A 25,165-nucleotide genomic window follows, 5' to 3' on the forward strand; every position below is an offset into this window, starting at 1 on the left:
ACCATTTATAAAACAAAAAGGGCGCTCAACAGGCGCCCTTTTATCATCCAGAGTGGTTCCTAGTCTTGCAATATCTCCATTGTCACGACGTTCCATTCGCTGCCGGGTGCTTTTTCAAGTTCCACATATACATCGAGGCTTTTCTTTTCACCCTCCACTTCTATCGTAAGCACCGCGTTGCCGGACCCATTAGTTGTGCTGATAGTACCGGATGGGAATCCGTAGTCTTTAATGCCTCCCGCTTCGAGGACAACTTCTTTATTATCGCCAATATACTGAACAGCAGTTTTGTAAGCATCAGACGATTTCATTATAGCCCGGATCCCAAAAAACAACCCACAGCCAAAGAGAACGAAAACGCCAATTACAATAAATACGATACGCCTTGTTTTCCGTTTTCTTTTTCTGTCCATCTCTAAAATTTCAGGATGGGCTTCGTACATTTTATTCATTGAAGGAATTTTTTAGGAGATAGGAAAAGATGTAATAGTTGACTTGTCCGTTATTTTATTGCATACTTTACAAAGTATGAAAATTTGATCCTGATCTTTTTAAAATCGGTTTCATTGTTGACATTATTTGCTTCAGAATCTTTAAATGACACATTTGATCTATAATTTTCAATCCGGTATTGGTTATCTGGCTCTTCATTTATAATCAAAGGTTTTCCCGGTTGTTCGCCTATTGCCTGCAATAGGTATGTTGCCTTGTCTTTTGCAGCTTTTATGGCATCAATGCGGACTTCTTTACGCAAGGCATCCATTTGTGTATGGTCAACTTTTGAAATCGAGGCTTCTTTAATATCATTGTCGTGAAGGGCTTCAAATACTTTGCGCACTTCCGCAGCGGTACTAAGCTTTAATGAATATTCCTGGCGCTCCTCAATTCCTTTATCTTTTCTTTTATACCTGATTATGTCTGAGCTTGCATCGGCCAGCGACAGGTTTTTAAGATCGATGCCTAATCCCTGAAGGGACTTTTTTAATTTCTCCTCCTGTGCAGCTATGGTATAATTTGCTTTGTTCACTACTTTTTCCTGCAACGTAATGGAAATGTAAATTATGTCGGGTACAACTTCTTTCTCGGCTGTCCCGGTAACAGTAATATACGGAACGTTATCCTTGTTGTTTTCAATCGTTTGGGCATTTGCCGAAAAACAAATAGCAAATGCCAGTGCGGCAATCAGTTTTTTCATAATATGCTGGTTTGGTTAATTGATTAAGATGAGCACACAAATTAACGCAAAAAAGCCCACAAAAATTGCGGGCCTTTTACATATCTAAAATCTCTTAGTCTATCCTCTCGATCTTCGCTCCGATGGCCCTTAGCCTCTCGTCTATTCTTTCGTAGCCACGGTCGATCTGGTCGCCATTCTGGATAGTGCTGGTGCCTTTTGCAGAGAGCGCCGCGATAAGCATCGATATACCGGCCCTGATATCCGGGGACGACATTACGATACCTTTTAGCTTAAACTTAAAGTCATGGCCTATAACCACTGCCCGGTGCGGGTCGCACAGCATGATCTTAGCACCCATGTCTATCAGCCTGTCTACAAAGAAAAGACGGCTTTCGAACATTTTCTGGTGTATCAGTACGCTGCCCCTTGCCTGGGTGGCTACTACAAGTACGATGCTCAAAAGGTCGGGTGTAAAGCCCGGCCAAGGCGCATCGGCTACGGTTAATATAGATCCGTCGATGTAATTTTGTATCTCATAGCCATCGGTATGTGCAGGGATATAAATATCATCTCCCCTGCGCTCAAGAGTTATGCCCAGTTTCCTGAAGGTTGCCGGTATAACGCCGAGGTTGTCCCAGCTTACGTTCTTAATTGTTATCTCGCTTTGCGTCATGGCGGCAAGGCCAATCCATGAGCCTATCTCGATCATATCGGGCAGTATGCGGTGGTCGCATCCGCCAAGGCTTTCAACACCTTCAATCTCAAGCATGTTTGAACCCACGCCTGTTATTTTAGCGCCCATGCTGTTCAGCATTTTGCAAAGCTGTTGCAGGTACGGTTCGCACGCAGCGTTGTATATCGTTGTTTTGCCTTCAGCAAGCACAGCAGCCATCACGATATTTGCCGTACCGGTTACCGATGCTTCATCAAGCAGCATATACGTGCCTTTCAGCTTATCGGCTTCAACGCCGTAAAATGCTTCTTCCTCATTATAGCGGAATTTTGCACCCAGGTTTATAAACCCTTCAAAGTGGGTATCCAGCCTTCTGCGGCCTATTTTATCACCACCCGGTTTCGGGATATAGCCCTTACCAAAGCGGGCCAATAGCGGGCCAACGATCATGATAGATCCCCTTAGGGTAGCGCCTTCAGCCTTAAATGCTTCTGATTCCAGGTAATTGATATTTACCTCATCGGCCTGGAAAGAGTACGCGCCATGCTCCAGTTTTTCTACCTTAACACCAAGATTGCGCAACAGGCTTATCAGCTTGTTCACGTCGATAATATCGGGAATGTTGGTAATGGTTACTTTTTCGGGTGTGAGCAATACGGTACATAACACCTGTAATGCTTCGTTTTTTGCTCCCTGAGGCGTTATTTCACCTTTAAGTGGTGCGCCTCCTTCAATTTTAAATGTTCCCATGCAGCGATCCGGAATTAGGGTTTTCTGTTTTTATTGTTATTTTGGTCTCTTTTGCCGATCATACCGGGCCTTTGCATAATTTTAGGCTTAGGGTTGCCAAATTGTGTCTTGTTGCTCAGCTTCTTGTTCACCTTCATCAGGTCGGTCACGTTGGATAGCTCATCTTCGCCGGGCTGAAGGTTTATTTTCCCGCCTGAAAGTTCGAACAGGTGCTCAAATATCACCGCATCTACTACGGTGTCTTTGTTCCAGCTGAGGTATGATTTCTTCATGTGGTTGGCGATCACAATGATAAGTGCATCCTTCATATCGCCATCTTCCCATTTGTTGGCCACATCGATCATGTACTTGATATTGTTGCCATAAAAGCGGTATTTCGGGAAATTCTGCGGGTACTCCAGCCTGTCCGGCTTTTGCTGCAGCAGTTCACGCGACGGTATAGGGTACGGCGAATCAACCTCCAGCTTAAAATCGGACATTATGAATATCTGGTCCCACAGCTTGTGCTGGAAATCGGGCACGTCACGCAGGTGCGGGTTAAGGCTCCCCATAACCGATATGATATATTTCGCGGCCTTGTTGCGCTCATCCCTGTCTTCCAGCGCTACTGCCTGCTGTATCAGCTTTTGCAGATGGCGCCCGTATTCGGGAATGATAAGGTGCTCCCTCTCTGAGTTGTACTCAAGGTTATTGGTTGCTTCTATAGAACTATATTGCATGTTTGATCGTGAAATTTCTTTATAATGAAATGATGCCTTCAATTCCTGAAAGCTCTATGTACTTGTCTATTATGTCCTGTGCGCCCGCCATCTTTACATTGATGGAAACACTGGTATATTTTCCGGTTTTGGACTGTGTGGTTTCTATGACTGCGCCCATGTTGTTGAAGGCATCTTCTATTTCCTGTATCTTACCGGCTTCTGAAGGCACAATAAATTTGAACAGGTATTCGGCCGGCCAGTCGGCAGAGCCCGCAAGCTCTTCCTTTAGCCTTGCATAAAATTCTTCGCTTTTCTTATCCATTCGTACTAAAATAAACGCAAATATACATCATCCGCTTTTAACTTCGCCAAAAAACACAGGAAGAGAAAAATTTTCAAAAAAATGTAAGAAAAAAATGTAGTTTCCACGCAACCTTTTTCTTTATCTGACATCTAAGAAGGCGAAAATCATCATTAATCAATCAAAAATCACAATGAAATCACTACTGATCAGCGCACTTTTTGTGCCTTTGTTAATCCATGCACAGAATACGTGTGAAACCGCAATTGCAATTACTCCCGGGATACATACTACCGGAACGATCGACGGAACTAATTATGATGCAGGCTGCTGGAACACTACCGGACTGGAAGGGGCACATGCCGAATGGTATGCATACAGCCCTGAGTCTGACGGGATGGCACGCATTACTACCAATTTCCCCATAAATGACGGGATAACCTTAAGCAATAACATACAGGTATCTGTATATTCCGGATCATGCGATGCGATGCAATGCCATGCTGCGAATGGCGCGATAGGAATGCCGGCTCCATTCTATGCCGATATAGAATTCGAAGTAAGGACCGGGACGGTTTACTATATCGCTTTTGACGACCAGGCTTCCAATAAGGCACTACAGTTTGAGCTCACACTTGCTGTGCCGGATTGTGAAACTGTACTGCCTTTTACAGAAAACTGGGCAACACATCTTGACTTTACCTGCTGGAAGACTTACGGCGGCAACGGCCTTCAAAGATGGCTGTTCTATGACGCCGTCAACCTCAATGAAGACCCTGCACATGATCCTGTTGCCGTAGCCTACCCATCAGTTACCGGCACAGGTGCCAGAAATGAGTGGCTTGTATCACCCCAGCTTAACCTTGACGAAGGCACAACCTACACTATAAGTGTAAAATACAACGCACTATATGCAAGCGGGATCACACCAAACGAAAGTTTCAGGACAGTAGTGCTGGATGGCGATAACCCTGCAAGTGCTGTACAAACAGAGCTGGGTATCGAAACGGGAATAACTCAGCATGGGGCATTTGTAGAGCCGTACAATATGGATCTCGCGACAACGGTAAGCTACAGTTACACACCGGAAACTACGGGAGGGTACTTTTTAGGACTGCATACCGTTTCTCCTGAAGCATCCGGGTTACTGGTAATTTATGAAGTTAAGGCAGAAGTGGCGCCTTTATCTGTTGAAAATTTTTCCAGGCAACCGTTCCGGGCCTATCCTAATCCTGTAAAAGATCGTCTAACCATAGCATCGGATGGTTTAAATATTGAATCAGCAGAATTAATTGACAGTAATGGAAGGTTGCTAAAGCTACCTTTCATCAATAACGAATTTGATATGGGTGGCATTGCAGCCGGGGCATATTTCCTAAAAGTTATATCTGATAAAGGATTTTTTGTGGAGAAGATCATAAAAGAATAAAAAAGTATTTTTGAAGCAACCTTTTTATTTTTCCTACATCTATAGCATATAGGTTTAGGTTATAAATTGGTTATTTTTTGAAAACCGCTGCTCTTCATGTCGGCGGTTTTTTTATGCCTTTACGCCAACGAAGATCATAATGCATATGGCTGCTGCGGACAGGGCTATGAAAGAATAGCGCACCGCCTTACCGATGACCTCCCTTGTCCCAAAAAGCCGTATGACTATAAATAGCGCCGAACCCATTACGAGATTCATCAGTATCCACATAGGAAATAGGCCGGTAAGGGCAGGATTATATTCATTTAGCGTGTTGCTGATAGCTAGTGCTAACAGTACGGCAAACACAAATGCCCATATAAAATACAACGCAACCAATATATGAAAAGCCGTATGCTTCAGGTCAAATCGTTTCATTGAGTATTATTAATTCTAGTTTTAATATTCCTTATTTTTATAACCACATAAAGGGGGAACTTCACTCATGCTGGTTAGTCCTCACCCCGGCCCTCTCCCAAGGAGAGGGTGACGTGACGTAACACTCTTGCCGAAATAAGCACAAACTTCCGGGTGTTTAAAATTCATTTATATTTATACCTGTTATAACGCAGGTGGTTAATTTTTATTGAAATGCCGCCGGTATTAAACATGGCAAGTATCGGGTTGAAAGCAATATTTTACTCCCTTAGATTTGCATTATAATTAAAGCAACACCATTATGGACGTTCAGCATGACATTAATTTCAAACGGATAACCGAGGCTATCGGTTATCTTAAGGAAAATTTTAAAGAGCAGCCCCATCTCGACGAAATAGCCAAAAAAGTGCACCTGAGCCCCTTCCATTTCCAAAAGCTGTTTACCGACTGGGCCGGTGTGAGCCCAAAAAAATTCGTGCAATACCTTACCGTCGAACATGCCAAGAAGGTACTGAGCGGTAAGGCTTCTTTAGTTGATGCGGCACATGAAACCGGCCTTTCGGGGACCGGAAGACTGCATGACCTCTTTGTGAACATTGAAGGCATGACACCCGGTGACTATAAAAATGGCGGCGAAAACCTTGCCATAAATTTCAGCTTTGCCAAAACACCTTTTGGGACGGTATTGGCAGCAGCCACTCCTAAAGGGATCTGCCATATTGCCTTTGCTGATGACAAGCCTAAAGCATTGGAAGATTTGAAAGATAAATTCCCTAATGCGACTTATAAGAATGAAATAGACGAGATCCAACAGCAGGCATTACTGGCCTTGACCGGAGACGCATCAGCAGGAACGATACGACTGCACCTAAAAGGGACACCTTTCCAGTTAAAAGTATGGGAAGCGCTTTTGCGGGTTCCGTCCGGGCAGCTTGTGACCTATGGCAATCTTGCGGGGGCTATAGGGTCGCCCAAAGCATCAAGGGCTGTGGGGTCGGCAGTGGGCGATAATCCGGCAGCGTATATCATACCCTGCCACAGAGTGATACAGTCCAGCGGGATCCTGGGGAATTACCATTGGGGTCCTGCCCGGAAAGAGGCCATGATAGGATGGGAAGCGGCAACAGCAAATTTATAAAACACGATTAAAAAATAACCACTGAATATAGTATCTTTAAGAATGGACTTATTTAGCAACGACGACAATAACAACTTACTTCCCTATGATGGCGAGGTAATTTACTACGGGCCTATATTGCCGGAGGATACCGCGCGAATGTATTGTGCCCGACTACTGGAAACCCTACCCTGGCAGCATGATGAGGCTGTAATTTATGGCAAAAGGATCATTACAAAAAGAAAGGTGGCGTGGTATGGCGACGAGAACTATGCATATACCTACTCCAACACAACCAAAGAGGCACTGCCGTGGACGGAAGCACTTTTGGAACTGAAAAAACAGGTTGAAAAAGTATCAGGGACAATATTCAATTCCTGCCTAATTAACCTTTACCACGACGGAAACGAAGGCATGTCATGGCACAGTGATGACGAAAAAACGCTCGGAAAAAATACCGTTATCGCTTCTTTAAGCCTAGGGGCGGAACGAAAATTTAGCTTCAAAAATAGAAAAACAAGGGAAAAAAGAGACATTTTATTGCAAAACGGAAGCCTTTTGTTAATGAAAGGCACCACGCAGACACATTGGCTGCACAGCCTGCCAAAGTCAGTAAAGATTAGGCATCCACGCATTAACCTCACCTTCCGGACAATTGTTTCTGTATAACCATGTGTCAGATTATAAAAATTTATTGTTAAAACAATGTTAACGATAAATTTTATTATATATATTTATGTCCTTAATTCTTTGCCCCACAAAGTATTGATACCGATCCCCCGGGAATATTTAATAATTAATTACTCTTGCAAAATGAAGCTGAAAGACCTAAAAACCTGGCTCGATAAACTATCTGATGAAGAATTGGAAAAAGAACTATTATACAATTCTATGGACTATGGTATATCCGGCCCGATCACGGAGATAAACAAGACTGACGACAATCTGTATTACGTTGGTGATGAGCCCGTATTGCTGCATACAAAAAAAGAACTGGAACAGCGAGGCTTTACCGATAAGCAAATATCCGGCTTCGACGTTGAGATCCCACAGGGCTGTTATTATATTGAGCTAAGCAACGAATACAGCATCCTGGAAAGGTTTGTGAGTTAAAACTTCCTGTTACCTGTGCTGTACTTCCATTTAACACATCATTAATGTGGGAATGCCTTTATATTTGGTATATTAGCTTATAACAAAAGAAAAGGCATTCTCATGATAAAACACGTGCTCACCATAACCCTCAACCCCACTGTTGACAAAAGCTGTGAGGCCGAAGGAATAAAACCCGAAAAGAAAGTGCGCTGCTCGCAGCCAAAATATGAACCCGGCGGCGGCGGCATCAATGTATCCCGCGGCCTGGCGAGGCTTGGAGTAAGCTCTACGGCATTGTTTACTTCGGGGGGCCGTACAGGTGAGCTGTTGGAAAAACTTTTGCAAAAGGAAAAAATTGCAATACAACCCATAGCAGTTTCGGCAGGAACCCGGGAAAACTTTATCGTGGTCGATACCACAAGCAACGACCAATACCGCTTCGGGATGCCCGGTGAGGAAATAACCCGTGAAGAAGCTGAAAAAATCCATACAGAAATTTTAAATACATCGCCTTTTCCGGAAATAGTGGTTATCAGCGGTAGCCTTCCCCCCGGCATCGAACCTTCATTTTTAAGTAGCCTGATAAAAGAGCTAAAAGCAAAAAACGCCAGGGTTATTGCCGATACCTCCGGCGATGCGCTTACAGAGATAATGAAAGAAGGCGTATTCCTGCTCAAGCCGAACCTGGGGGAACTCAGCAGGCTTACCGGAAAAGAAGAACTAGACAACGAAAGCGCTGATGAAGCCGCAAAGCAACTGATAGACGAAGGGAAGGCCGAAATTGTTGTGGTTTCGATGGGGCCGCAGGGCGCTTATCTGGTAACTAAGGATGAAACGCTGCATGTGCCGGCGCCATCTGTCAAAAAACTGAGTACCGTTGGTGCAGGTGACAGCATGGTAGCGGGTATGGTATCTGTTTTGGCAAAAGATGGCAGTATGATCGAAATGGCACGTATGGGCGTGGCCTGTGGCAGCGCAGCTACCATGAGCAAGGGAACCGGGCTCTTTACTAAAGAAAATGCAGAAAGGCTGTACCAGTGGCTTTCGAGGTAATGATGATTTTTTATTGATTATTTTCTATAGCGTTATAATCATATTAAAAGGTGCTTGGTGTCATTTGTACCAAAGTGCAAGGAAGTGGAGAAATCTCAGTAATTCAGGGCAATAAAAAACAGAAATTAATCAATAAAAATTTAAAGATGAATTACGAAGATGCTAAAGATGCCTTTGAGGAATTAAAGAACTTTGAAGGAAAGGCCGATTTTAAGGGTACCGATACCTTAATTGACTATTTTGTACTGTTGCCGGAAAAAGAAATGGACGATTTTGACATTAAAGTCTTTCTGGACCTGCACCAGGCCAGCGGAAGTTTTGAAATTGAGGGCAGCCATGATGGTGAAAAATATACGATCATAGGGATAAGCCTTAGCCAAATGGCCTATACTAATGATATGGACTATTTCATGAAGCTGCTGGTGTGGTAGCCTGACTAATACCTCTTTATCGCAATAAATAACACTCTATCTTTCTTGTTCGCATAGTATTACGCGTGTTTCAATCGTAATAGATTAAGTATTTTCTTAAAAATTTTAATCTTTTATTAGCAAACCCTTACCAAAACTTTAGAGGTTTAAAAACCATCTTTGTAATACTAAACATTCAAACACAATAATTATGAACAAGAACATCGACTTAGCCACAATTAAGAATTTTATCCTTACGAATGCCTTAAGCGAGAATGTGATGCTGATGCTGCATCCGTCTAATTTCGATAAGCTTGTTACTTCGGGAAAGAAAAAAGTGAAGTCATTATGTGTATCGGGCATTAATATTATTGCCGACGATAATAATGAGATAAGCGAAGATGAGATTGATATCCTTGAAGTAAAATTCAACTAGTCCCACAGCTATGAGATTTCCGATAAGCTATGAGACGGTGCATGAGTTTGTGCTTGATAACAACCTCTCAGAAAACGATACCATCCTGCTTCACCCTGATGATTATAATGTGGTGGCGGCAGAATATCTCAGCGAAAATAACTTTACATTGTACAGGCCGGTAGAAGTACTTGGCGTAAAAGTGCTGGAAGACACAGACGGCGAAGTAAAGCGGAAGCATATCTATGTTATTCCGTTGGCAGCGTCATAAAAATATAGGGTTAATTGATTTTATGCCATCCTTCGGGGTGGCTTTTTTTTTACCACTCGTTAGCTCCGCGAAGTCTCTGACTTAGTGGCGATATGGCATGTTTCAGACATCCATAATTAAAGGTCAGAGACCTTCACACATCCGCGAAGTAAGAGACTTCGCAGAGCATATAGAAAATTCTTTTGAATTCCTCTGCTCCGCAGCGCTTCGAACAAAATGACAAAACGTAATTGCACATATGTTCTTTATATAAATTATGATGCGAAACGTCCGCGTGAGGGACAGGAGTGACATCCTGCGGAGGAACGGAGCAGATACAACGACCCGAGGCCGTAGGCCGAACTGGCGAAGCAATGGCCCGACGGCGGAGGCACGGAGCCGGCACGCTAAAATTCTTATGCGATTGGATTTCTCCACTTGGCGTTGCTACGGTCGAAATGACACACAATGGCGTTTAACCCCTCAATAAAATGGCAATAAAAAACTCCCGAACTTTCGTCCGGGAGCTTTTCAACCAATTTATTTTTATAGCAATTGTATTATTCTTAGTTCGCTGTGATCGCGCCCGAGCTTGTCATTACTGCACCGGAAAATACACCACTCAAAAATTCATCCAGGTATTGCAGGTTGCCCTGTGTAACCGGCGTAGGCCTTATTTTCCTGTTATCCATAAAGTATTTTTCCCAGCTGCTCACCATAGTCCTCATTTGCAATGGCCCGATTTTTTCGAGGAATTTGAGGTTTACAACCCGTACTATATAGTGGTCGCCCTGCAGGGCTATATCAAAGTCGAAGTTGCAGTTGCTCTTCATAAGCGCTGTTCCGCCTTCGCCTTCAATCTTCAGTTCTTTTGCAATACCTTTTATTTCATTGTCTACAGCTATATCTACTTTTATTGCAGATTGTGTCTCTAAAAGAGCCGCAATGTCGGTGCTGCCCGCAGGGAACGATTTTTCCCATATAATAGCTCCGTTTTCAGCCCTGAAGTTATTTTGCGCCAGCACAGGCAGCGAAAGTAACAGTGTGAGGATAAGTGTTTTCATAGCTCATAAATTTTAATTCAACATGCATTTTTTATACTCTGCATCATTTCTATTGTAAAATTACCTACTAAAAAAGTCACAGAAAAACTTATCGGGACATTTACAATTAGTTTGTGATTAACCCTTAATGTAAGGTTAATAAAGTATGCCTGCATATATTTTTTTAATAAGAAAAATACGCGTTTTCTTTATAACAACATTAAGAATACTTTATCATATAATTACAAGACCCATAGCGGTTTAATAGCTAATTTTATTCAAAACCTAATTCAAAAAACTATAGTCATGGAACCTACAAAAAATCCTGTTGCGCCAAACGCGAAACAAAACTTTTCAAAGTACGACCCATCGGGCACCGACCCGAACCGTTATGCATCTGTTTCCAATGTGCAGGAAGCCGACCCTTATCTTAACAAGCATAAAAAAAGCATTATTCCGGGATTGAGAGTTAACGTAAGTAAAACAGAGCGTATCCTTATGGTTGCTGCAGGTTCTTACCTGCTGTATCGTGCGCTGACAAAGAAAAACGACAAAAAAGTTATGGAAGGCGTTGCTGCCGGAACCATGCTTTTCAGGGGTGTAAGCGGTTACTGCCCGGCTTATGACCTTATAGAAAGGACGGGAAAACTAAACGGTAACAATATTTCCATCACCACATCGCTAACTGTAAACAAGCCTGTAGCTGAAGTATACAACGCGTGGAGAAAGCTGGAAAACCTTCCTTTATTCATGAGCCACCTTCATAGCGTAATGGTGATTGACAATTATACATCTGAATGGAAAGCCAGAGTACCGGGCGGGCTGGGCACTATAAGCTTTAAAGCAGAGATACTTATGGATGAACCAAACCGTCTGCTGAGCTGGCACTCGATGCCGGGCTCGACTGTAAATAATTCGGGTAAAGTAAAGTTTACCGATAATGGCACTTCTACCGATATTGAGGTTACTATCTCTTATCACGCACCCCTGGGAAAAGCCGGCGAGCTTGCAGCCGGATTACTGAGCCCTGTATTTGAGAAGATGGTGCGCAACGATATTGAGAATTTTAAGAAATACATCGAGGTAGGTACTGCGCCGGTGCGGTAATTATAATAATTTATTGGTTTGAAAGCTGTCTGAAAGGGCAGCTTTTTGTTTAAAATTAATTTTACTAATGGAATATAGGTTTGAGTGAAGTTCGCGTGAAGGATGGAAGCGGCATCCTTCCGAGGCACGAGGGAGATATATCCGCTCCGGCGGACTTACGGCGGAGGCACGGAGCCGGCACGCCCAAAAAGGCCTCACCCCAACCCCTCTCCAAAGGAGAAGGGCAGCTACACTGGTGCACAAAACGGGTTTCGCAATTCTTTATGACTTTAAAAAATGCAAAACTATATGAATAGGGAATGGCTGAATGATGTTAATTCCTGTAATTCATGGCGAAACATTTTTTATAATCAGTATTGTTTGAGTAAATTTGCCGCTTACTTTTTAAAACGTGGGTAAAGAAATTGTTGTAATCATAGGCGGGCCGGGCTCAGGCAAGACCACCCTTATCGAGAAGCTGAGCGAAAGAGGATACACATGCTATCCAGAAATTTCGCGCGAAGTGACCCTTGAAGCCCGTAAACAGGGAATTGAGCAGCTTTTTCTTGAAAAACCCCTGCTCTTTAGTGAACTTTTACTGGAAGGACGTAAAAAACAATTCAACAGCGCTATCGCGGAAGAAGCCGACATCGTATTTATAGACCGCGGACTGCCCGATGTACTGGCCTATATGCATTATATAGGCGACTCCTACCCTGCTTTTTTTGACCACGCGTGCAAGGAACACAAATACACCCGCGTTTTCTTTTTGCCCACATGGGAAGAGATCTATACCGCCGACGATGCCCGTTATGAAAACTACGAACAGGCCAAGCTTATCTCGGGGCATTTGGCTGAAACCTATAAAAGTTATGGCTACGACCTGATTGAAGTACCGAAAGACACCCCTGATAACAGAATTCTTTTTATCTTAGGGCAACTTTCAAAATAATTATGCAGCAGCAGGCATCTGAAATCCTGAAAAAATATTGGCAGCACGACACCTTCAGGGATCCGCAGGATAAAATCATCCGGTCGGTCCTTGACGGAAAAGATACCTTTGCGCTTATGCCTACCGGCGGCGGCAAGTCGGTTTGCTTCCAGGTGCCCGCCATGATGAACGAAGGCCTGTGCCTTGTTATCTCGCCGCTTATCGCCCTGATGAAAGACCAGGTGCAAAACCTTGCTAAACGGGATATTAAAGCAATCGCGCTAACCGGCGGCATTGCTTCGGATGAATTGAGTAACCTTTTAGATAACTGCAAATTCGGTAATTATAAATTTCTGTACCTTTCGCCGGAGCGCCTTGAATCGGACTGGGTGATCGAGCGCATAAAACAATTGCCTATCAACCTCGTTGCGGTTGATGAAGCGCACTGCGTATCGCAGTGGGGGCATGATTTCAGGCCGGCATACCTTAAGATCGTCAACCTGCGGAAACAGCTTCCAAACGTGCCTTTTCTAGCCCTTACGGCTTCGGCAACAAAAAGGGTCGAGGAAGATATTATTGCACAATTAGGGCTCAAAAATCCTGTTGTATTCAGAAAATCATTTGCGCGGGAAAATATTGCCTACATGGTTTTTGAAACGGAAGACAAGCTGCACCGCATCCGGCAGATACTTACTAAAAACCCTGAACCCTCTATTATATACGTCCGCAACCGCAAGGCCTGCCATGATGTTGCACAGCAATTGCAGTCGCTTGGCTTTAAAGCCACCTATTACCATGGTGGCCTGAAGGAAAAAGAGAAAGAAGCGAATATGGAGCAGTGGATGAAGGAAAGGGTACAGGTTATCGTAGCCACCAATGCCTTCGGTATGGGAATCGATAAGCCAAATGTGAGGACTGTTATCCATATACAGCTGCCGGAAAATATAGAAAATTATTACCAGGAAGCAGGGCGCGCAGGAAGAGACGGAAAGAAGTCATTTGCCGTGCTGCTCGTTAGCCCATCAGATATAAAATCGGCGCAAAGCCAATTTATTGCAGTGCTGCCAGACAGGAGTTTCCTGAAAGAAACCTATCAAAGGCTGAACAGCTATTTGCAGATAGCCTATGGCGAAGGCATTGACGAAACGTTTTCCTTTAACTTTAATGAATTTTGTAAACGCTATGACCTTCCGGTTACGAAAGCCTATAATGCATTGCAGTTTTTGGACAGGCAGGGAATACTGACACTGTCCAAACATTTTTCGGAAAAAATAAGCCTGCAATTCCTGATGTCCAGTAAGGAAGTGATGCGCTACATCAGTATGAACCCAGCCGATGAGGAAATGCTGCTTGCCATATTGCGTAATTATCCGGGCATTTTTGATATGGAAACAGCCATTAACAGCAGCCTGATCACGAAAAAGGCAAAGGCAACCGAAGAGGAATTACTGAAGCTGCTGCAAAGGCTGCAACATAAAGAGATCGTTTCATACAAAAGTTCCGGCAGCGACAGCAGCATTACCTTTAACGAAATAAGGGAAGACGAACTCACCATTAACCGTGTGGCGAAATTCCTTGAAAAACAAAATGAGGTTAAGGTGCGGCAATTCGCTTCGGTCATCGAATATATATCCAATACCACAACATGCAAAAGCCGCCTGATACTGGAATACTTCGATGAAAAGGAAACAAAGGATTGCGGCATCTGTTCGTACTGCATCACTAAAGACAGAAAGCCCAAAAGCCCGGTTGACTTGGCGAATGCTATATTAGGCATGCTCAAAGTACAGCCACTTGGCTCACGGGAAATTGAAAAGCAACTGGAGCTTACACCGGACGAAACCGTGTTTGCCCTGAAGCTGCTGCTGGACAACAACCGGATTAAGATGAATACCAATAACCAATATATATTGAAATAATGGAACGCTTACGAATTATTTTTATGGGAACCCCCGAATTTGCCGTGGGCATACTGGATACCATTTACCAGCACAATTATGATATTGCCGGCGTGATTACCGCAGCCGATAAACCTGCGGGCCGTGGCCAGAAGGTAAAATACTCGGCTGTCAAGGAATATGCGCTGGAAAAGAACCTGACACTGCTACAGCCCACCAACCTGAAGGATGAAAATTTCCTTGCTGAACTGAAAGCCCTCAATGCCAACCTGCATGTTGTAGTTGCGTTCAGGATGCTTCCTGAAACAGTATGGAAGATGCCAAAGTTTGGTACGTTTAACCTGCATGCTTCCCTCCTGCCGCAATATCGTGGTGCGGCGCCGATAAACTGGGCTATTATTAACGGTGAAGAACGCACTGGTGTAACTACTTTCTTTATAGATGAAAAGATAGACACCGGTGCCATGATACTCAAACAGGAAATTGAAATCGGGCCCGACGAGAATGCCGGCGAATTGCATGACCGCCTGATGACCCTGGGAAAAGACGCTGTAATAAAAACATTGACGCTCATAGAAAGCGGAAAAGCGGAAACTACCATACAGGCAACCGATAGTGATGTAAAGACTGCTTACAAGCTGAACAGGGAGAATTGCAGGATTGACTGGACGAAGCCGGGGGGCGAGATCCATAACCTCGTGCGGGGATTGAGCCCATATCCGGCAGCCTGGTGTACCTTTCAGGATAATGGGAAGGAATGGGATGTAAAAATATATGAAACAGCTTTTACTAAAGATGAATCCACCAAGGAAGCAGGCACAATCATCGCCAATAAAAAAGAAATTAATGTTGCAGTGAGTGGCGGCTATATCAAAATTAAAAGCCTGCAATTTCCAGGTAAGAAAAAAATGACAGCTCAGGAATTTTTAAATGGCATGGCTTTTTCGGCTGATGCAAGGGCTGTATAGCCAATAAACGCTGATAGTTTAGCGATTTTTGATAAAACAAGCCCTACTGTCAACATTTTGAAGAAAGTTATCAACAATTAAATTGAAATATACCCAAAACACTTGCGTAATTTGGATTTCCTACTAAATTTGTAGAACAGGAGTAAAAACAAATTAATTTTAACCAAACAATTAATAACATTATTATGAACAAATCAGAATTAATCGACGCAATGGCTGCCGACGCAGGAATCTCTAAGGGTGCTGCTAAAAAAGCACTTGAATCATTTGTATCTAATGTAAGCGGCGCTCTTAACAAAGGCGGAAGGGTTTCATTGGTAGGTTTCGGATCATGGTCAGTTTCTAACAGGGCTGCAAGGGAAGGAAGAAACCCTCAGACAGGAAAATCAATAAGCATTGCGGCTAAAAACGTGGTTAAATTCAAACCGGGTGCAGAGCTTGACGGTCACGTAAATTCTAAATAATTACTATTACGTAAAAAGCATGAAAGCCTTCCAATCGGAAGGCTTTTTATTTAAATTTTTGTGAATTTATTTGCTTGTATCCTTTTTTTCGTTAAATTTATTTCAAATTGCAAAAGATGATTTCACACAAACCAAAAAAAGGACACCTGCTGATAGCAGAACCTTCGACCATTGGAGATCTATCTTTCAACAGGTCAGTGCTTTTGCTAGCAGATCATAATTCGGAAGGCTCCGTAGGCTTCATCCTGAATAAACCTCTGGGTTATACCATCCAGGACCTTATCCCTGAAATAAAGGGAAATTTCAAGATTTATAATGGCGGGCCTGTAGAACAGGATAACCTATATTTTATTCATAACATTCCGGAACTTATACCCGGAAGCATCGAAATTTCGAACGGTATTTATTGGGGCGGCGATTTTGAATCGACCAAAGAACTTATCAATAAGGGTATGATACGAAAAAACAATATCCGTTTTTTTCTTGGCTATACCGGATGGGACGCACAGCAGCTGGAAGACGAACTGGAAGAAAATTCATGGATCGTGACAGAGAACAGCTACCAGAATAAAATAATAGGAAAATCAAGCACCTCTTTCTGGAAAGAGAAAATAATGGAACTTGGCGGCGACTATCTTATATGGTCTAACGCACCCGAAAACCCTTCGCTTAATTAACCCAGCCGCACTTTTGCATTAAGCCTTTTCACCAGGTCTGAAGCCAAGGTATTGCCGAATTCTTTCTTGCGGTATTTTGTCACAGGCCTTATCCCCATTATTACATTTGTAATAAAGAGCTCGTCAGCTTTTTGCAGGTCAAATGGTGAGACAGATGCCTCTGCAACTTCCAGCCCTTCTATTTTTTTTGCAAGTTCCAAAACCTGTTTGCGCATAATCCCATTAAGGCAACCATCACTCACCGGAGGGGTTACTAACTTATTCCCCGTTAGCATAAATAAATTGCCCTGCAGCGCTTCTGCAACGTTTTTCTCATCATTAAGCAGCAGGCAGTTGTCCAGCCCGTTTTCATGCGCAAAAATGCTCCCTGTTATCTGTACCATCTTATTGGTAGTCTTCAGTGTAGAAAGCAATTGCTTTGATACGTAGTAATCCCGGAACAGGTCGACTTCATAAATTCCTTCGCTAAAAGAATAAAGCGATTCCTGAAGCGGTACGGCAGTTATAATGAACTCAACATTATTATCAACAGGAAGGTATGTCCCTCCCGATTTCCTGAAGAAAGATATCCGTGCGCGGTTTGCCGGTGCTGCTTCAAGGGAAGAGATAAGGCGTAGTACCTGCTCTTCCATATATTCCATCGTAAAAAACATTGGTATCTCCATACGCACAATGCGCAGTGATGCCATGAGCCTGAAATAATGGTCTTCCAGGAAAAGCACTTTACCATCGAGCACCCTAAGGGTTTCAAAAACAGCATCACCGTAAAGAAAGCCCCTGTTTTCGTGTATTGGGATATGGGAGTTGGCAACCAGGCTGCCATTGTAATTGATCATAAAAAAAGCCCTGTAAATTCAGGGCAAATATACTTTATATTACGGCGAATTCCTAAACGGAACCTAAAACATGCTTAAGGTCGGACACCTGGTTTTCCCAAAGCTGCTTGGATTCGGCCACATCTTGCTGCTCGGCAAAATCAACCACCATTAGCGAAACGTCTTTTGTGATCTCATCTACAAGAATACGGAGTTCAAAATAGTATTCGCTGTCGTTATTCTCTTCGTCTACCCAGCGGAATTTTACTTTCTCACCTGTTTTTTTCGAAGACATCCTTGCTTTCTCTTCGGAGTCGTCCCAAATGAAAGTAAAGAATTCACCCCTTGAATTTACATTGTCGGCAAACCACTCAGAAAGGCCCGAAGGCGTAGAGATATATTGGTATAAAAGCTGTGGAGATGACGTTATAGGAAACTCCAGCTCATATTTTATTTTTTCGTCCATTTGTTTAGTAAATTTCGGGAAATATATAATATTTAACATTCATAAAAAAGCCTTTTAAGAAATAATTTTTTTTAGCTAAAATATATTTGTAACCTTTAAATAAATTTTTATATTTGCACCCGCATTCAAGGATGCACAACCGAATAAAATGGCGAGGTAGCTCAGTCGGTTAGAGCGCAGGATTCATAACCCTGAGGTCACGGGTTCAACTCCCGTCTTCGCTACAGAAATTGAAACGCTTTGAGTATCAACTCGAAGCGTTTTTTAATTTTATATATATATGGTTTTTTACTTTACAGAATAAGGAATTGCAGTTTTCATTGCCGATGTGAGCTCATTGCGGATTATCTTATGTAGCTTTCCGTCAAAAAGCGAATACCAAAGATCTCCGTCTTTATCAAAAAAAATATTGCTCCAGCGGAATGTATTGTAATGCTCCTGCGAGATATCCTGCTCAGTAAAGTTGAACACATAGCCTTTTTCGAGATTCTCATCCGTAAAGACCAACCGGTCATTGCCTGCAACATACCAAATACCTTTCAGTTCGTTGTCCTTTATCGCGTTGTAGAACAAAACTTCTCCGGTAATCGCCCTCAAATGTTCGGTGATCATTTTGGGCTGCTCGTCGGCACCAAGCTCAAAAACACCATAACTGGTAAACAAAAGGTGCCGGTCAGGTGACAACGAAAGCGCTCTTTTCTTTTGCGCATAGCCGCACATATAGGGTTGTATCTCTTTTTTGAATGTCTTTTCGAAAGCTGTATTCATCACATTGAATGAGCTATCGATAACGGAGAGATTGCTCCCAAAGAAGATAACGGAATGTTTCCAATTAGCGAAGATCGAAAGACTATCAGGATCGTTGGAATACGATGACATTATAAGATCGCTGAATTTGAATCGCTTTTCTTCTCCCGTCTCCTTTTTTGTCATCAGAATCCCTTTTTTGTCGACAATCACTTTCCAAAAGCCGTCCTCGAAAATATTGGCTATTTTCGCAGCACGATCGGAAATTGCATTAAAGTCCTTGTCCGTTTCAAAAATCCGGGCTTCCTGGTAAAAACGGTAGCCATTGTCGGTATTTTCGATAAACCCGTTGTAACATTCTTTGAGAAAATTATGAGCTAAAAGCTTTGTTTGAGGATTCGAAAGGTCATAGTATTCCATTTCGTCCTTTCGGGAGTTGAGAATCATCAAACGGTTTTTTGGACTATCAACATGGACATCGTGATGATCGAAAGCAATACCCGTACCAACCTCCCTGCTAATGAAATTGGGCGAGTACGACCCGATCCTGTTGCGCCAATATTGGCTTTGGTCGCGGTTCTTGCCAAAAGATTCACGATACCATTTATTGTAAGGATCTTTTATTCCGAAATATTCATCTGCATACGATTCGTCGGTCATTCGGGCATCCTTCCAAAAAATGGCAGGCATAAAGAAAATACCACTCGAAGATTGCTTTTGCTTACCTGTGACCTGAACGATCCAGAGCGGACAATCCGGAAAGGTGACGAACGAAGGTGACCTGTCGTACTGATAATCGAATTTCTTTTTGTCGAACCCAATGTAATTCTTAAGTGCAAGTTCAGCTTCTTCGGTAAAAAAATTACCCGCGACGATGTTGAGATATTGTATGGCATCGCTCCCTACTTCGCCGCTCTTATCGACCTTTCCGTAAACATAATCGACAAAAAGCTCCATACATACCCATTCATCGAAGTCAAAACGAGACAGGAATTCATGAAGTTCTTTTGTATCCTGCCCAAAGTGGCGACAATAGTCAATAATTTCAGCTTTTGAAAGGACAGGTTTCCCAGCCGGTGTATCATTCCATTGCACGTCAAAAATTTGTGATCCCATTATTTTTTTATTTAAAGTACCCGGGTTTGATACCTGGATAAAGTTGGTTTTTATGTTTTAAAGTACGCTTCCAAAAGCCACAATGTAAGAATTTTACTGGTTCAACTTACAATCCCGGTTAATTTATTTAAGAATAATTAACCCTTATTTTCTTAAATTATTATATATTTAATACCACAATAATCTCCGTATAGCCGCCACAAAAGAAAGCTGGGAGTAATTAATTAAACCGAATTAAAGATATATGCCTGCCCAAATACATTATAAAGGAGAATTATACTTTTCAAGCTATTCAGAGCTGGAAGAAGTTGCAATGTTAATTGACAGCAAGATCCCTCAAACGGAACAGTATATTGTTGACCGGGACAAACTTAAATTAACTGTGGCTATCGAACAGCCCTATTCCAAAAGGACTGCTTTAGAAAAAATGTGGGATAAAGCAGTAACGTTCGCCATTTCGGGAATGGTGCATACGTTCCATGACGAAAATTTACAGGATGTGATTTGCGCCAACAGGAGTGCTGATTTTAACGCTAAAAGGCCGGCGATACTGATATTTACAGTACATGAATTCGAGCAGACTTTTGGGAAATTAGAAAAGGACATTTCTAAAATTGTTTATGACAGCCCGTTTTATATTTATGACATATCACTTAAAAAGCGCGCGCCAAAGTTTAAAGATGAACTACCCATCAATGATAAGAACACCCGGGTTGGCTTTCAAATTTTGGACAAAGTATGGCTGGAGCATATTTCTAAATCCGAAACTTTCCTTTATTCTACGCTTTTTAAGCAGGATGACGAGGACGAGGACGATTATTCGATACAAGCGACTCACGGCTTTGCTCCCGGTTATACTATGGATACTGCAATAGCCGAAGCAAAGAAATCCAAATTTCTTGTGTTTAGATGGAATGAATATTGGGCCAGGTAATTAACCTGCTTTTAAATTTTAAGCATCGGCCACATTACCGGTCGATCATTACTGGAATGTTAATGTAATTTATAACAAAAGCTTTTGCTTTTATAGCTTTCTATATTCCGACTTGTTAAGCATGTTACCTTTTTCATCCGAAACCGTCACAAGAATATCGCTTGCACTATTTTCCATTGCAAACGACAATGTCTTCTCCTGAATTTTTTCAGCAGTTTGCAAAGAGGCACTTATCGTGTTACCTTCCACTTCTAAATGGAACTTCAGCGGAAAGCTAAAATTATTCCGAACTCTCAAATCCTTATAGCCATATACTACAGTGGCATCGGTTCCCAAAGGAGTGAACCTCGTTTCATCCATATAGATATCCATCGAATGGTTGTGCCGTTCGAGAACCTGCAAGCCCGAGAGCAATGCCGCGTAATAAATAATCCCTGAGACCTGGCACAAACCGCCGCCGCTTTCTTCGCTTAATTGCCCATTGATGATGCTCCTCCCTTTTTTAAATTCCCTTTCAGGATTGCCAATAATGCTCCAGAATGAAAATACCTGATTGGGCAAAAGGACATATTGGCTGATCTTTTCAGAAGCCAGCGTAAGGTTATAGATTTTATTGTCGAATGTTTCCGATGGCTTTACCTCCTGCGTTACGGTAATGGCATAGTCAAATCTGCATGCCTTTTTGGTTTTCTTCGGGAATTTAAAATAGGTGCCGCGAAACAAGTCGTCCGCAAGCCTTAAAAATACTTTTATTTTTACTTTAATTTTTCTCAAGACCTTATTTCTTCACACATTCAACAACCAGGTAAGAACTGTATTCTTTAAGGAACCAATTGGCTATAAAGCTATCGAGTTTTCCAAGTAATTTTCGGATGCCTGCCGGAAACCTGTGGATAGGAAAAACCATAATGCCGTAACTTCTTCTTTGAACATACAAACCGGCATTCATCCTTTCGAGCTCTGCCAATGTAAAGCTAGTAGCGCCGTGCCAGCCTGATGTTTTATACTTCAACATTTGCCTTCGCTTTTTTGAGGGAATGTCGAATATGATCCTGCCGCCGGACTTCAGCACCCTGTGGCATTCCTTTAGTATTGTTTGGATCTTTTCGGTATCAAGGTGCATGAAAAAATGGAAACTGATAATAGTATCAACAGACTGTTCGGGAAAAGGAAGGTTTTCGGCATCGGACAACAGGATTTCTTTTGCGGGAAACTTCTTTTTGGTAACCTGCACCATTTCGTTGCTTGCATCCACACCGCAAGTTGCATAATTCAGTAAGCGCCCACTTCCGCAGGCCATATCCAATATACGTTCTTCATTATCCTTCAAGAGGCGGTTTAGTATTTGCCGTTCCTGCCGGTCGATAAACTGCCCATACGAATTACCGAAACGGTTTTCATCATAGTTTGTTGCCAGGTCATCATAATAGTTTACGATCGGGTTCATCCTCATGAAAATTTTTACCAAATTAAAGAAAATAGTTATTGGTTTTACCGCATTGAAATTCATTATACGATCAGAAAACATTAAATTTATCGGTGTATAAATTATCCAATTGAAAACACTCCCGGAACGCCTCTTATTCCCCAATGCCCGCATCAGCAAAGAAAGACTGGAAAAAGCAATCCACGGGAAGACCATTGTGATAACCGGTGCCAGTTATGGCATCGGCGAAGAGCTGGCTATGCTGTTTTCTGGCTACAATGTTCATTTAATACTGATTGCCCGTACAGAAGAAAAGCTACAGGCACTTGCAAACAGTATAAAAGCGAATAAATCTAAGTGCATAATAATCGCTGCCGACCTTTATCAGGAAAGTGAAGTGGACAGGGTAATTGAAAAACTGAAAAGCCTACCCGGCGGGATTGATATTTTTATCTCGAATGCCGGGAAATCGATAACACGCCCGCTGGCTGATTCATTGAACAGGTACCACGATTTCACAAGGACCAATTCGCTGAATTACCTGGCTCCTGTAAAACTGCTATTGGCAGCGACACCGTTATTAAAAGCCAATAAAGGCCAGATCATTAACATCTCTGCAATGAATGTGCTACTCCTCCCCGCGCCGGAATGGGCCGCCTACCAGGCATCTAAAACGGCTTTCGACCAATGGTTCCGCAGTAACCTTGCCGAATGGAGGGTAATGGGCATACTGGCAAAAACGATCTACCTGCCTTTGGTACGCACACGTATGATCGCGCCCAATGAAAATTACAAAAACTACCCGGCCATGCCGCCTCAACAGGCGGCGATAAGAATTGCCAGATTGCTGTGCTCTTCAAGCACCTGTAGCAAACCCTGGTGGGCAATATTCCCGCAAACGGGGAGTTTCTTTGGAAGGTATATATGGGAAAAATGGTCTTATTATCATCTTAGAAAGCGCAATGGGGATAGTATCTAAAATACAGGTTTTAGGCGTTGGCCAAATTCTCAGGACGATAGCATCGGTATACAGGCATGGATTTACGCTGCTGGCATTGCTGGATTCTGTTAAACATAAAAAGGAAGGCGCGTGCAAAGATGACGATGAGGAAGTTTCATATAATGAGCTATACAGGCAGTCGCTTGCAATGGCATATCATCTTAATAAAAAATACAATATTGGCACCGACAGTAAAGTTGCTATTGTTAGCGTTAACTCCCTGTCATTCGTAAGGTCGCTGTTTGCTGCTTCTGGTTTGGGTGCGGATATCTTCCTGCTGAATCCTAATCAGAAAAAAGACTATTTTGACAACTTCATGGCTTCCCACAAATTCGGCCTCATCATTTGCGATACAGCAATTGCTGGTGAATTTCGATCTTACGGTATAGCAGTTTTCTGCCATGATGAAACGACTGATATATCAGGCAGATCAGGCTTCGGCTGTATTGCAAAAAGAAAAGGCGGAAATATCGTTATTCTCTCGAGTGGTTCAAAGGGTATTCCTAAATTGGAGAGACGGAAGGCCTCGGCAATTAACTACCTTGACCCGCTCATTGATATTATCGAAAAACTGCACCTGAAAGAAACACGGTCGGTCTTAATTTCTGTACCCATTTTTCACGGATATGGACTTGCGGCATTGTTCCTGTCGGTTTTCATGGGCAAGAAAATAAGACTCACCAAAAAATTCGATACAGAAAAAGCCTGTAAAATAATAAAGGAAGAAAAAACAGATTGCTGGATAGCTGTCCCAATAATGATTAAAAAGGTTTATACTTCAGCGGATGCGTCATTACAATCGCTCACAACAATTATCTCCGGCGGCGATGTTCTGCCTTTAAATATCATTGAAGCCTTTCATAATACTACCTCTTCAAAACTGTATAACCTGTATGGTACTTCGGAGACAGGCGTTTGTACCATTGCCACTGATAATGACCTGAAAAAATACCCTGATACCATAGGGAAAGCAATAACAGGCATTAAAATGAAGATTTTGGAGATTGACGGAAGCCCTGTTAAAAATGGAACAGGAAGGCTATCTGTAAAATGTGCCTGGTCATCGGATAACAGGGATAATGGTTATGTCCCTACAGGCGATCTGGTTTATAAAAATGAGGATGGTTATTATTTTTATAAAGGGCGGCATGACGACATGATGGTCATCGGTGGCGAGAATGTGTATCCGATAGAACTTGAGAATATCATTTACAAAAACACTGAAATAAAATGGGCTAAAGCCAAAAGCGCAATCGATGAAAACGGGATTAACAAAATACAGGTTGACCTAGTACTTAATCGCGGGGTTGTTTTTTGCGAAAAACAATTCATTGGATGGATTTCAAACAAAGTGCCCAGTTATATGATCCCGAAGTCGGTTACCCTACTTGATGAGGAGCCAACAGCAAAATTAATGCAATAAAAAAAACCGCTTAACTTTCGTTAAGCGGCTTCTAAATATCTTCGAAAAGATTATTTTTTTACAGTATCTTTCTCTACAGTTGTAGTAGTTTCAACTTTTACTGAATCTGGAGTTTCAGTTACAGTTTCTGTTTCAGTTGCAGGCTCAGCTACCACTTCAGTTTCAACTGTTTTAGACTCTTCTTTTTTTCCACAGCTTGTTAGGCTAAGAGTAGCAGCAAATAAAACTGCGCTCAATACGATTGCTTTTTTCATAATGTTGTTTTTAATTAGATTAGTAATAGATATTTTATCTGATACAAATGTATGTTGTTTATCAGGCCCTTTTTTGCAGAACGGGTGAAATAGGCCTTTCACTTGGTAAAGCAATAGGAAAACCATGTA

Annotated in this window: 30 protein-coding genes and 1 tRNA gene; 18 read left to right on the forward strand and 13 right to left on the reverse strand. The window is 42.4% G+C overall.

All coding sequences use genetic code 11. The annotated features are described in order from the left end of the window. Window positions 1-59: 59 nt before the first annotated feature. The 5 genes from AAEO56_RS13700 to AAEO56_RS13720 all read right to left on the reverse strand — a co-directional run bounded on the left by AAEO56_RS13700 (window position 60) and on the right by AAEO56_RS13720 (window position 3,623). Window positions 60-452 (reverse strand): cytochrome c oxidase assembly factor Coa1 family protein, encoded by a 393-nt coding sequence (locus AAEO56_RS13700; RefSeq protein ID WP_341697640.1) that lies wholly within the window; start codon window positions 450-452, stop codon window positions 60-62. A 50-nt stretch (window positions 453-502) separates the two neighbouring features. Continuing rightward, window positions 503-1,195, reverse strand: a complete 693-nt coding sequence (locus tag AAEO56_RS13705; RefSeq protein ID WP_341697641.1) for an SIMPL domain-containing protein — start codon at window positions 1,193-1,195, stop codon at window positions 503-505. A gap of 94 nt (window positions 1,196-1,289) precedes the next feature. Next, window positions 1,290-2,600 (reverse strand): UDP-N-acetylglucosamine 1-carboxyvinyltransferase, encoded by a 1,311-nt coding sequence (murA, locus tag AAEO56_RS13710; protein ID WP_341697642.1) that lies wholly within the window; start codon window positions 2,598-2,600, stop codon window positions 1,290-1,292. A 14-nt stretch (window positions 2,601-2,614) separates the two neighbouring features. Beyond that, complete coding sequence (locus AAEO56_RS13715) at window positions 2,615-3,319, reverse strand: DUF4290 domain-containing protein (RefSeq protein ID WP_341697643.1); 705 nt, start codon at window positions 3,317-3,319, stop codon at window positions 2,615-2,617. Between the two features lie 19 nt (window positions 3,320-3,338). Next, window positions 3,339-3,623 (reverse strand): DUF493 family protein, encoded by a 285-nt coding sequence (locus AAEO56_RS13720; protein WP_341697644.1) that lies wholly within the window; start codon window positions 3,621-3,623, stop codon window positions 3,339-3,341. A 172-nt stretch (window positions 3,624-3,795) separates the two neighbouring features. Here AAEO56_RS13720 and AAEO56_RS13725 point away from each other — a divergent pair, with 172 nt between their 5' ends. Further along, window positions 3,796-5,031 (forward strand): T9SS type A sorting domain-containing protein, encoded by a 1,236-nt coding sequence (locus tag AAEO56_RS13725; protein ID WP_341697645.1) that lies wholly within the window; start codon window positions 3,796-3,798, stop codon window positions 5,029-5,031. Window positions 5,032-5,142: 111 nt separating this feature from the next. Here AAEO56_RS13725 and AAEO56_RS13730 read toward each other — a convergent pair whose 3' ends face one another. Beyond that, window positions 5,143-5,448, reverse strand: coding sequence for a hypothetical protein (locus AAEO56_RS13730; protein WP_341697646.1), 306 nt, complete (start codon window positions 5,446-5,448; stop codon window positions 5,143-5,145). 301 nt (window positions 5,449-5,749) lie between these two features. On the opposite strand from AAEO56_RS13730, the gene AAEO56_RS13735 reads away from it, so the two are divergent. The 7 genes from AAEO56_RS13735 to AAEO56_RS13765 all read left to right on the forward strand — a co-directional run bounded on the left by AAEO56_RS13735 (window position 5,750) and on the right by AAEO56_RS13765 (window position 9,809). After that, window positions 5,750-6,586 carry a methylated-DNA--[protein]-cysteine S-methyltransferase gene (locus AAEO56_RS13735; protein WP_341697647.1) on the forward strand — a complete coding sequence of 279 codons (837 nt, stop codon included), beginning with the start codon at window positions 5,750-5,752 and terminating at the stop codon, window positions 6,584-6,586. Window positions 6,587-6,628: 42 nt separating this feature from the next. Then, window positions 6,629-7,234: an alpha-ketoglutarate-dependent dioxygenase AlkB family protein gene (locus AAEO56_RS13740; RefSeq protein WP_341697648.1), complete on the forward strand. Its 606-nt coding sequence runs from the start codon at window positions 6,629-6,631 to the stop codon at window positions 7,232-7,234. A 144-nt stretch (window positions 7,235-7,378) separates the two neighbouring features. Next, window positions 7,379-7,678 carry a hypothetical protein gene (locus AAEO56_RS13745; RefSeq protein ID WP_341697649.1) on the forward strand — a complete coding sequence of 100 codons (300 nt, stop codon included), beginning with the start codon at window positions 7,379-7,381 and terminating at the stop codon, window positions 7,676-7,678. A 102-nt stretch (window positions 7,679-7,780) separates the two neighbouring features. After that, entirely contained in the window at window positions 7,781-8,713 is a 933-nt protein-coding gene (locus AAEO56_RS13750) for a 1-phosphofructokinase family hexose kinase (protein WP_341697650.1), read from the forward strand. Between the two features lie 146 nt (window positions 8,714-8,859). Further along, on the forward strand, window positions 8,860-9,144 hold the full coding sequence (locus AAEO56_RS13755) for a hypothetical protein (RefSeq protein ID WP_341697651.1): 285 nt from the start codon (window positions 8,860-8,862) through the stop codon (window positions 9,142-9,144). A gap of 190 nt (window positions 9,145-9,334) precedes the next feature. Next, the gene (locus tag AAEO56_RS13760) at window positions 9,335-9,559 is read left to right on the forward strand and encodes a hypothetical protein (protein ID WP_341697652.1); all 225 of its coding nucleotides are present in this window, start codon (window positions 9,335-9,337) and stop codon (window positions 9,557-9,559) included. 10 nt (window positions 9,560-9,569) lie between these two features. After that, window positions 9,570-9,809, forward strand: a complete 240-nt coding sequence (locus AAEO56_RS13765; protein ID WP_341697653.1) for a hypothetical protein — start codon at window positions 9,570-9,572, stop codon at window positions 9,807-9,809. 545 nt (window positions 9,810-10,354) lie between these two features. On the opposite strand, the gene AAEO56_RS13770 is transcribed toward AAEO56_RS13765, so the two are convergent. Continuing rightward, window positions 10,355-10,852 carry a hypothetical protein gene (locus AAEO56_RS13770; RefSeq protein ID WP_341697654.1) on the reverse strand — a complete coding sequence of 166 codons (498 nt, stop codon included), beginning with the start codon at window positions 10,850-10,852 and terminating at the stop codon, window positions 10,355-10,357. A 285-nt stretch (window positions 10,853-11,137) separates the two neighbouring features. On the opposite strand from AAEO56_RS13770, the gene AAEO56_RS13775 reads away from it, so the two are divergent. The 6 genes from AAEO56_RS13775 to AAEO56_RS13800 all read left to right on the forward strand — a co-directional run bounded on the left by AAEO56_RS13775 (window position 11,138) and on the right by AAEO56_RS13800 (window position 16,855). Then, a complete protein-coding gene (locus AAEO56_RS13775; RefSeq protein WP_341697655.1) occupies window positions 11,138-11,938 on the forward strand; it encodes an SRPBCC family protein in 801 nt (266 codons plus the stop codon). A gap of 391 nt (window positions 11,939-12,329) precedes the next feature. After that, entirely contained in the window at window positions 12,330-12,869 is a 540-nt protein-coding gene (locus AAEO56_RS13780) for an ATP-binding protein (protein ID WP_341697656.1), read from the forward strand. Window positions 12,870-12,871: 2 nt separating this feature from the next. Then, on the forward strand, window positions 12,872-14,767 hold the full coding sequence (locus AAEO56_RS13785) for a RecQ family ATP-dependent DNA helicase (RefSeq protein WP_341697657.1): 1,896 nt from the start codon (window positions 12,872-12,874) through the stop codon (window positions 14,765-14,767). Then, on the forward strand, window positions 14,767-15,714 hold the full coding sequence (gene fmt, locus AAEO56_RS13790) for a methionyl-tRNA formyltransferase (protein ID WP_341697658.1): 948 nt from the start codon (window positions 14,767-14,769) through the stop codon (window positions 15,712-15,714). The genes AAEO56_RS13785 and fmt overlap by 1 nt, the downstream gene beginning before the upstream one ends. Window positions 15,715-15,896: 182 nt before the next feature. Then, the gene (locus AAEO56_RS13795) at window positions 15,897-16,178 is read left to right on the forward strand and encodes an HU family DNA-binding protein (RefSeq protein WP_341697847.1); all 282 of its coding nucleotides are present in this window, start codon (window positions 15,897-15,899) and stop codon (window positions 16,176-16,178) included. Between the two features lie 116 nt (window positions 16,179-16,294). After that, the gene (locus AAEO56_RS13800; RefSeq protein ID WP_341697659.1) at window positions 16,295-16,855 is read left to right on the forward strand and encodes a YqgE/AlgH family protein; all 561 of its coding nucleotides are present in this window, start codon (window positions 16,295-16,297) and stop codon (window positions 16,853-16,855) included. Here AAEO56_RS13800 and AAEO56_RS13805 read toward each other — a convergent pair. Together AAEO56_RS13805 and AAEO56_RS13810 are read right to left on the reverse strand one after the other, a co-directional pair. After that, complete coding sequence (locus tag AAEO56_RS13805; RefSeq protein ID WP_341697660.1) at window positions 16,852-17,691, reverse strand: aminotransferase class IV; 840 nt, start codon at window positions 17,689-17,691, stop codon at window positions 16,852-16,854. The genes AAEO56_RS13800 and AAEO56_RS13805 overlap by 4 nt on opposite strands. 52 nt (window positions 17,692-17,743) lie before the next feature. Then, complete coding sequence (locus tag AAEO56_RS13810; protein WP_341697661.1) at window positions 17,744-18,136, reverse strand: START-like domain-containing protein; 393 nt, start codon at window positions 18,134-18,136, stop codon at window positions 17,744-17,746. Between the two features lie 150 nt (window positions 18,137-18,286). On the opposite strand from AAEO56_RS13810, the gene AAEO56_RS13815 reads away from it, so the two are divergent. Next, a tRNA-Met gene (locus AAEO56_RS13815) sits at window positions 18,287-18,360 on the forward strand. 64 nt (window positions 18,361-18,424) lie between these two features. Here the strand turns inward: AAEO56_RS13815 and AAEO56_RS13820 are convergent. After that, complete coding sequence (locus AAEO56_RS13820; protein WP_341697662.1) at window positions 18,425-19,999, reverse strand: hypothetical protein; 1,575 nt, start codon at window positions 19,997-19,999, stop codon at window positions 18,425-18,427. A gap of 244 nt (window positions 20,000-20,243) precedes the next feature. Between AAEO56_RS13820 and AAEO56_RS13825 the strand changes: the two genes are divergently transcribed. Further along, complete coding sequence (locus AAEO56_RS13825) at window positions 20,244-20,933, forward strand: hypothetical protein (protein WP_341697663.1); 690 nt, start codon at window positions 20,244-20,246, stop codon at window positions 20,931-20,933. A gap of 90 nt (window positions 20,934-21,023) precedes the next feature. Here AAEO56_RS13825 and AAEO56_RS13830 read toward each other — a convergent pair whose 3' ends face one another. Both AAEO56_RS13830 and AAEO56_RS13835 read right to left on the reverse strand, forming a co-directional pair. Further along, window positions 21,024-21,707, reverse strand: coding sequence for a VanW family protein (locus AAEO56_RS13830; protein WP_341697664.1), 684 nt, complete (start codon window positions 21,705-21,707; stop codon window positions 21,024-21,026). A gap of 4 nt (window positions 21,708-21,711) precedes the next feature. Continuing rightward, entirely contained in the window at window positions 21,712-22,380 is a 669-nt protein-coding gene (locus AAEO56_RS13835) for a class I SAM-dependent methyltransferase (protein ID WP_341697665.1), read from the reverse strand. Window positions 22,381-22,489: 109 nt separating this feature from the next. Between AAEO56_RS13835 and AAEO56_RS13840 the strand changes: the two genes are divergently transcribed. Then, window positions 22,490-23,338: an SDR family NAD(P)-dependent oxidoreductase gene (locus AAEO56_RS13840; protein WP_341697666.1), complete on the forward strand. Its 849-nt coding sequence runs from the start codon at window positions 22,490-22,492 to the stop codon at window positions 23,336-23,338. Then, window positions 23,322-24,782, forward strand: coding sequence for an AMP-binding protein (locus AAEO56_RS13845; RefSeq protein WP_341697667.1), 1,461 nt, complete (start codon window positions 23,322-23,324; stop codon window positions 24,780-24,782). Before AAEO56_RS13840 ends, AAEO56_RS13845 begins: the two co-directional genes overlap by 17 nt. A 50-nt stretch (window positions 24,783-24,832) precedes the next feature. Here AAEO56_RS13845 and AAEO56_RS13850 read toward each other — a convergent pair whose 3' ends face one another. Next, window positions 24,833-25,036 carry a hypothetical protein gene (locus AAEO56_RS13850; RefSeq protein WP_341697668.1) on the reverse strand — a complete coding sequence of 68 codons (204 nt, stop codon included), beginning with the start codon at window positions 25,034-25,036 and terminating at the stop codon, window positions 24,833-24,835. Window positions 25,037-25,165: the final 129 nt, after the last annotated feature.

It is taken from the genome of Flavobacterium arundinis (assembly GCF_038289855.1).
GTDB classification, from domain to species: Bacteria; Bacteroidota; Bacteroidia; order Flavobacteriales; family Flavobacteriaceae; genus Flavobacterium; species Flavobacterium arundinis.

Coding starts and splice junctions, on each gene's coding strand:
- AAEO56_RS13835 (WP_341697665.1), bottom strand. CDS start 22,380: ATGAACCCGATCGTAAACTATTATGATGACCTGGCAACAAACTATGAT.
- AAEO56_RS13755 (WP_341697651.1), top strand. CDS start 8,860: ATGAATTACGAAGATGCTAAAGATGCCTTTGAGGAATTAAAGAACTTT.
- AAEO56_RS13775 (WP_341697655.1), top strand. CDS start 11,138: ATGGAACCTACAAAAAATCCTGTTGCGCCAAACGCGAAACAAAACTTT.
- AAEO56_RS13810 (WP_341697661.1), bottom strand. CDS start 18,136: ATGGACGAAAAAATAAAATATGAGCTGGAGTTTCCTATAACGTCATCT.
- AAEO56_RS13735 (WP_341697647.1), top strand. CDS start 5,750: ATGGACGTTCAGCATGACATTAATTTCAAACGGATAACCGAGGCTATC.
- AAEO56_RS13785 (WP_341697657.1), top strand. CDS start 12,872: ATGCAGCAGCAGGCATCTGAAATCCTGAAAAAATATTGGCAGCACGAC.
- AAEO56_RS13800 (WP_341697659.1), top strand. CDS start 16,295: ATGATTTCACACAAACCAAAAAAAGGACACCTGCTGATAGCAGAACCT.
- fmt (WP_341697658.1), top strand. CDS start 14,767: ATGGAACGCTTACGAATTATTTTTATGGGAACCCCCGAATTTGCCGTG.
- AAEO56_RS13705 (WP_341697641.1), bottom strand. CDS start 1,195: ATGAAAAAACTGATTGCCGCACTGGCATTTGCTATTTGTTTTTCGGCA.
- AAEO56_RS13805 (WP_341697660.1), bottom strand. CDS start 17,691: ATGATCAATTACAATGGCAGCCTGGTTGCCAACTCCCATATCCCAATA.
- AAEO56_RS13770 (WP_341697654.1), bottom strand. CDS start 10,852: ATGAAAACACTTATCCTCACACTGTTACTTTCGCTGCCTGTGCTGGCG.
- AAEO56_RS13825 (WP_341697663.1), top strand. CDS start 20,244: ATGCCTGCCCAAATACATTATAAAGGAGAATTATACTTTTCAAGCTAT.
- AAEO56_RS13845 (WP_341697667.1), top strand. CDS start 23,322: ATGGGGATAGTATCTAAAATACAGGTTTTAGGCGTTGGCCAAATTCTC.
- AAEO56_RS13725 (WP_341697645.1), top strand. CDS start 3,796: ATGAAATCACTACTGATCAGCGCACTTTTTGTGCCTTTGTTAATCCAT.
- murA (WP_341697642.1), bottom strand. CDS start 2,600: ATGGGAACATTTAAAATTGAAGGAGGCGCACCACTTAAAGGTGAAATA.
- AAEO56_RS13715 (WP_341697643.1), bottom strand. CDS start 3,319: ATGCAATATAGTTCTATAGAAGCAACCAATAACCTTGAGTACAACTCA.
- AAEO56_RS13700 (WP_341697640.1), bottom strand. CDS start 452: ATGAATAAAATGTACGAAGCCCATCCTGAAATTTTAGAGATGGACAGA.
- AAEO56_RS13745 (WP_341697649.1), top strand. CDS start 7,379: ATGAAGCTGAAAGACCTAAAAACCTGGCTCGATAAACTATCTGATGAA.
- AAEO56_RS13750 (WP_341697650.1), top strand. CDS start 7,781: ATGATAAAACACGTGCTCACCATAACCCTCAACCCCACTGTTGACAAA.
- AAEO56_RS13720 (WP_341697644.1), bottom strand. CDS start 3,623: ATGGATAAGAAAAGCGAAGAATTTTATGCAAGGCTAAAGGAAGAGCTT.
- AAEO56_RS13760 (WP_341697652.1), top strand. CDS start 9,335: ATGAACAAGAACATCGACTTAGCCACAATTAAGAATTTTATCCTTACG.
- AAEO56_RS13730 (WP_341697646.1), bottom strand. CDS start 5,448: ATGAAACGATTTGACCTGAAGCATACGGCTTTTCATATATTGGTTGCG.
- AAEO56_RS13820 (WP_341697662.1), bottom strand. CDS start 19,999: ATGGGATCACAAATTTTTGACGTGCAATGGAATGATACACCGGCTGGG.
- AAEO56_RS13740 (WP_341697648.1), top strand. CDS start 6,629: ATGGACTTATTTAGCAACGACGACAATAACAACTTACTTCCCTATGAT.
- AAEO56_RS13850 (WP_341697668.1), bottom strand. CDS start 25,036: ATGAAAAAAGCAATCGTATTGAGCGCAGTTTTATTTGCTGCTACTCTT.
- AAEO56_RS13765 (WP_341697653.1), top strand. CDS start 9,570: ATGAGATTTCCGATAAGCTATGAGACGGTGCATGAGTTTGTGCTTGAT.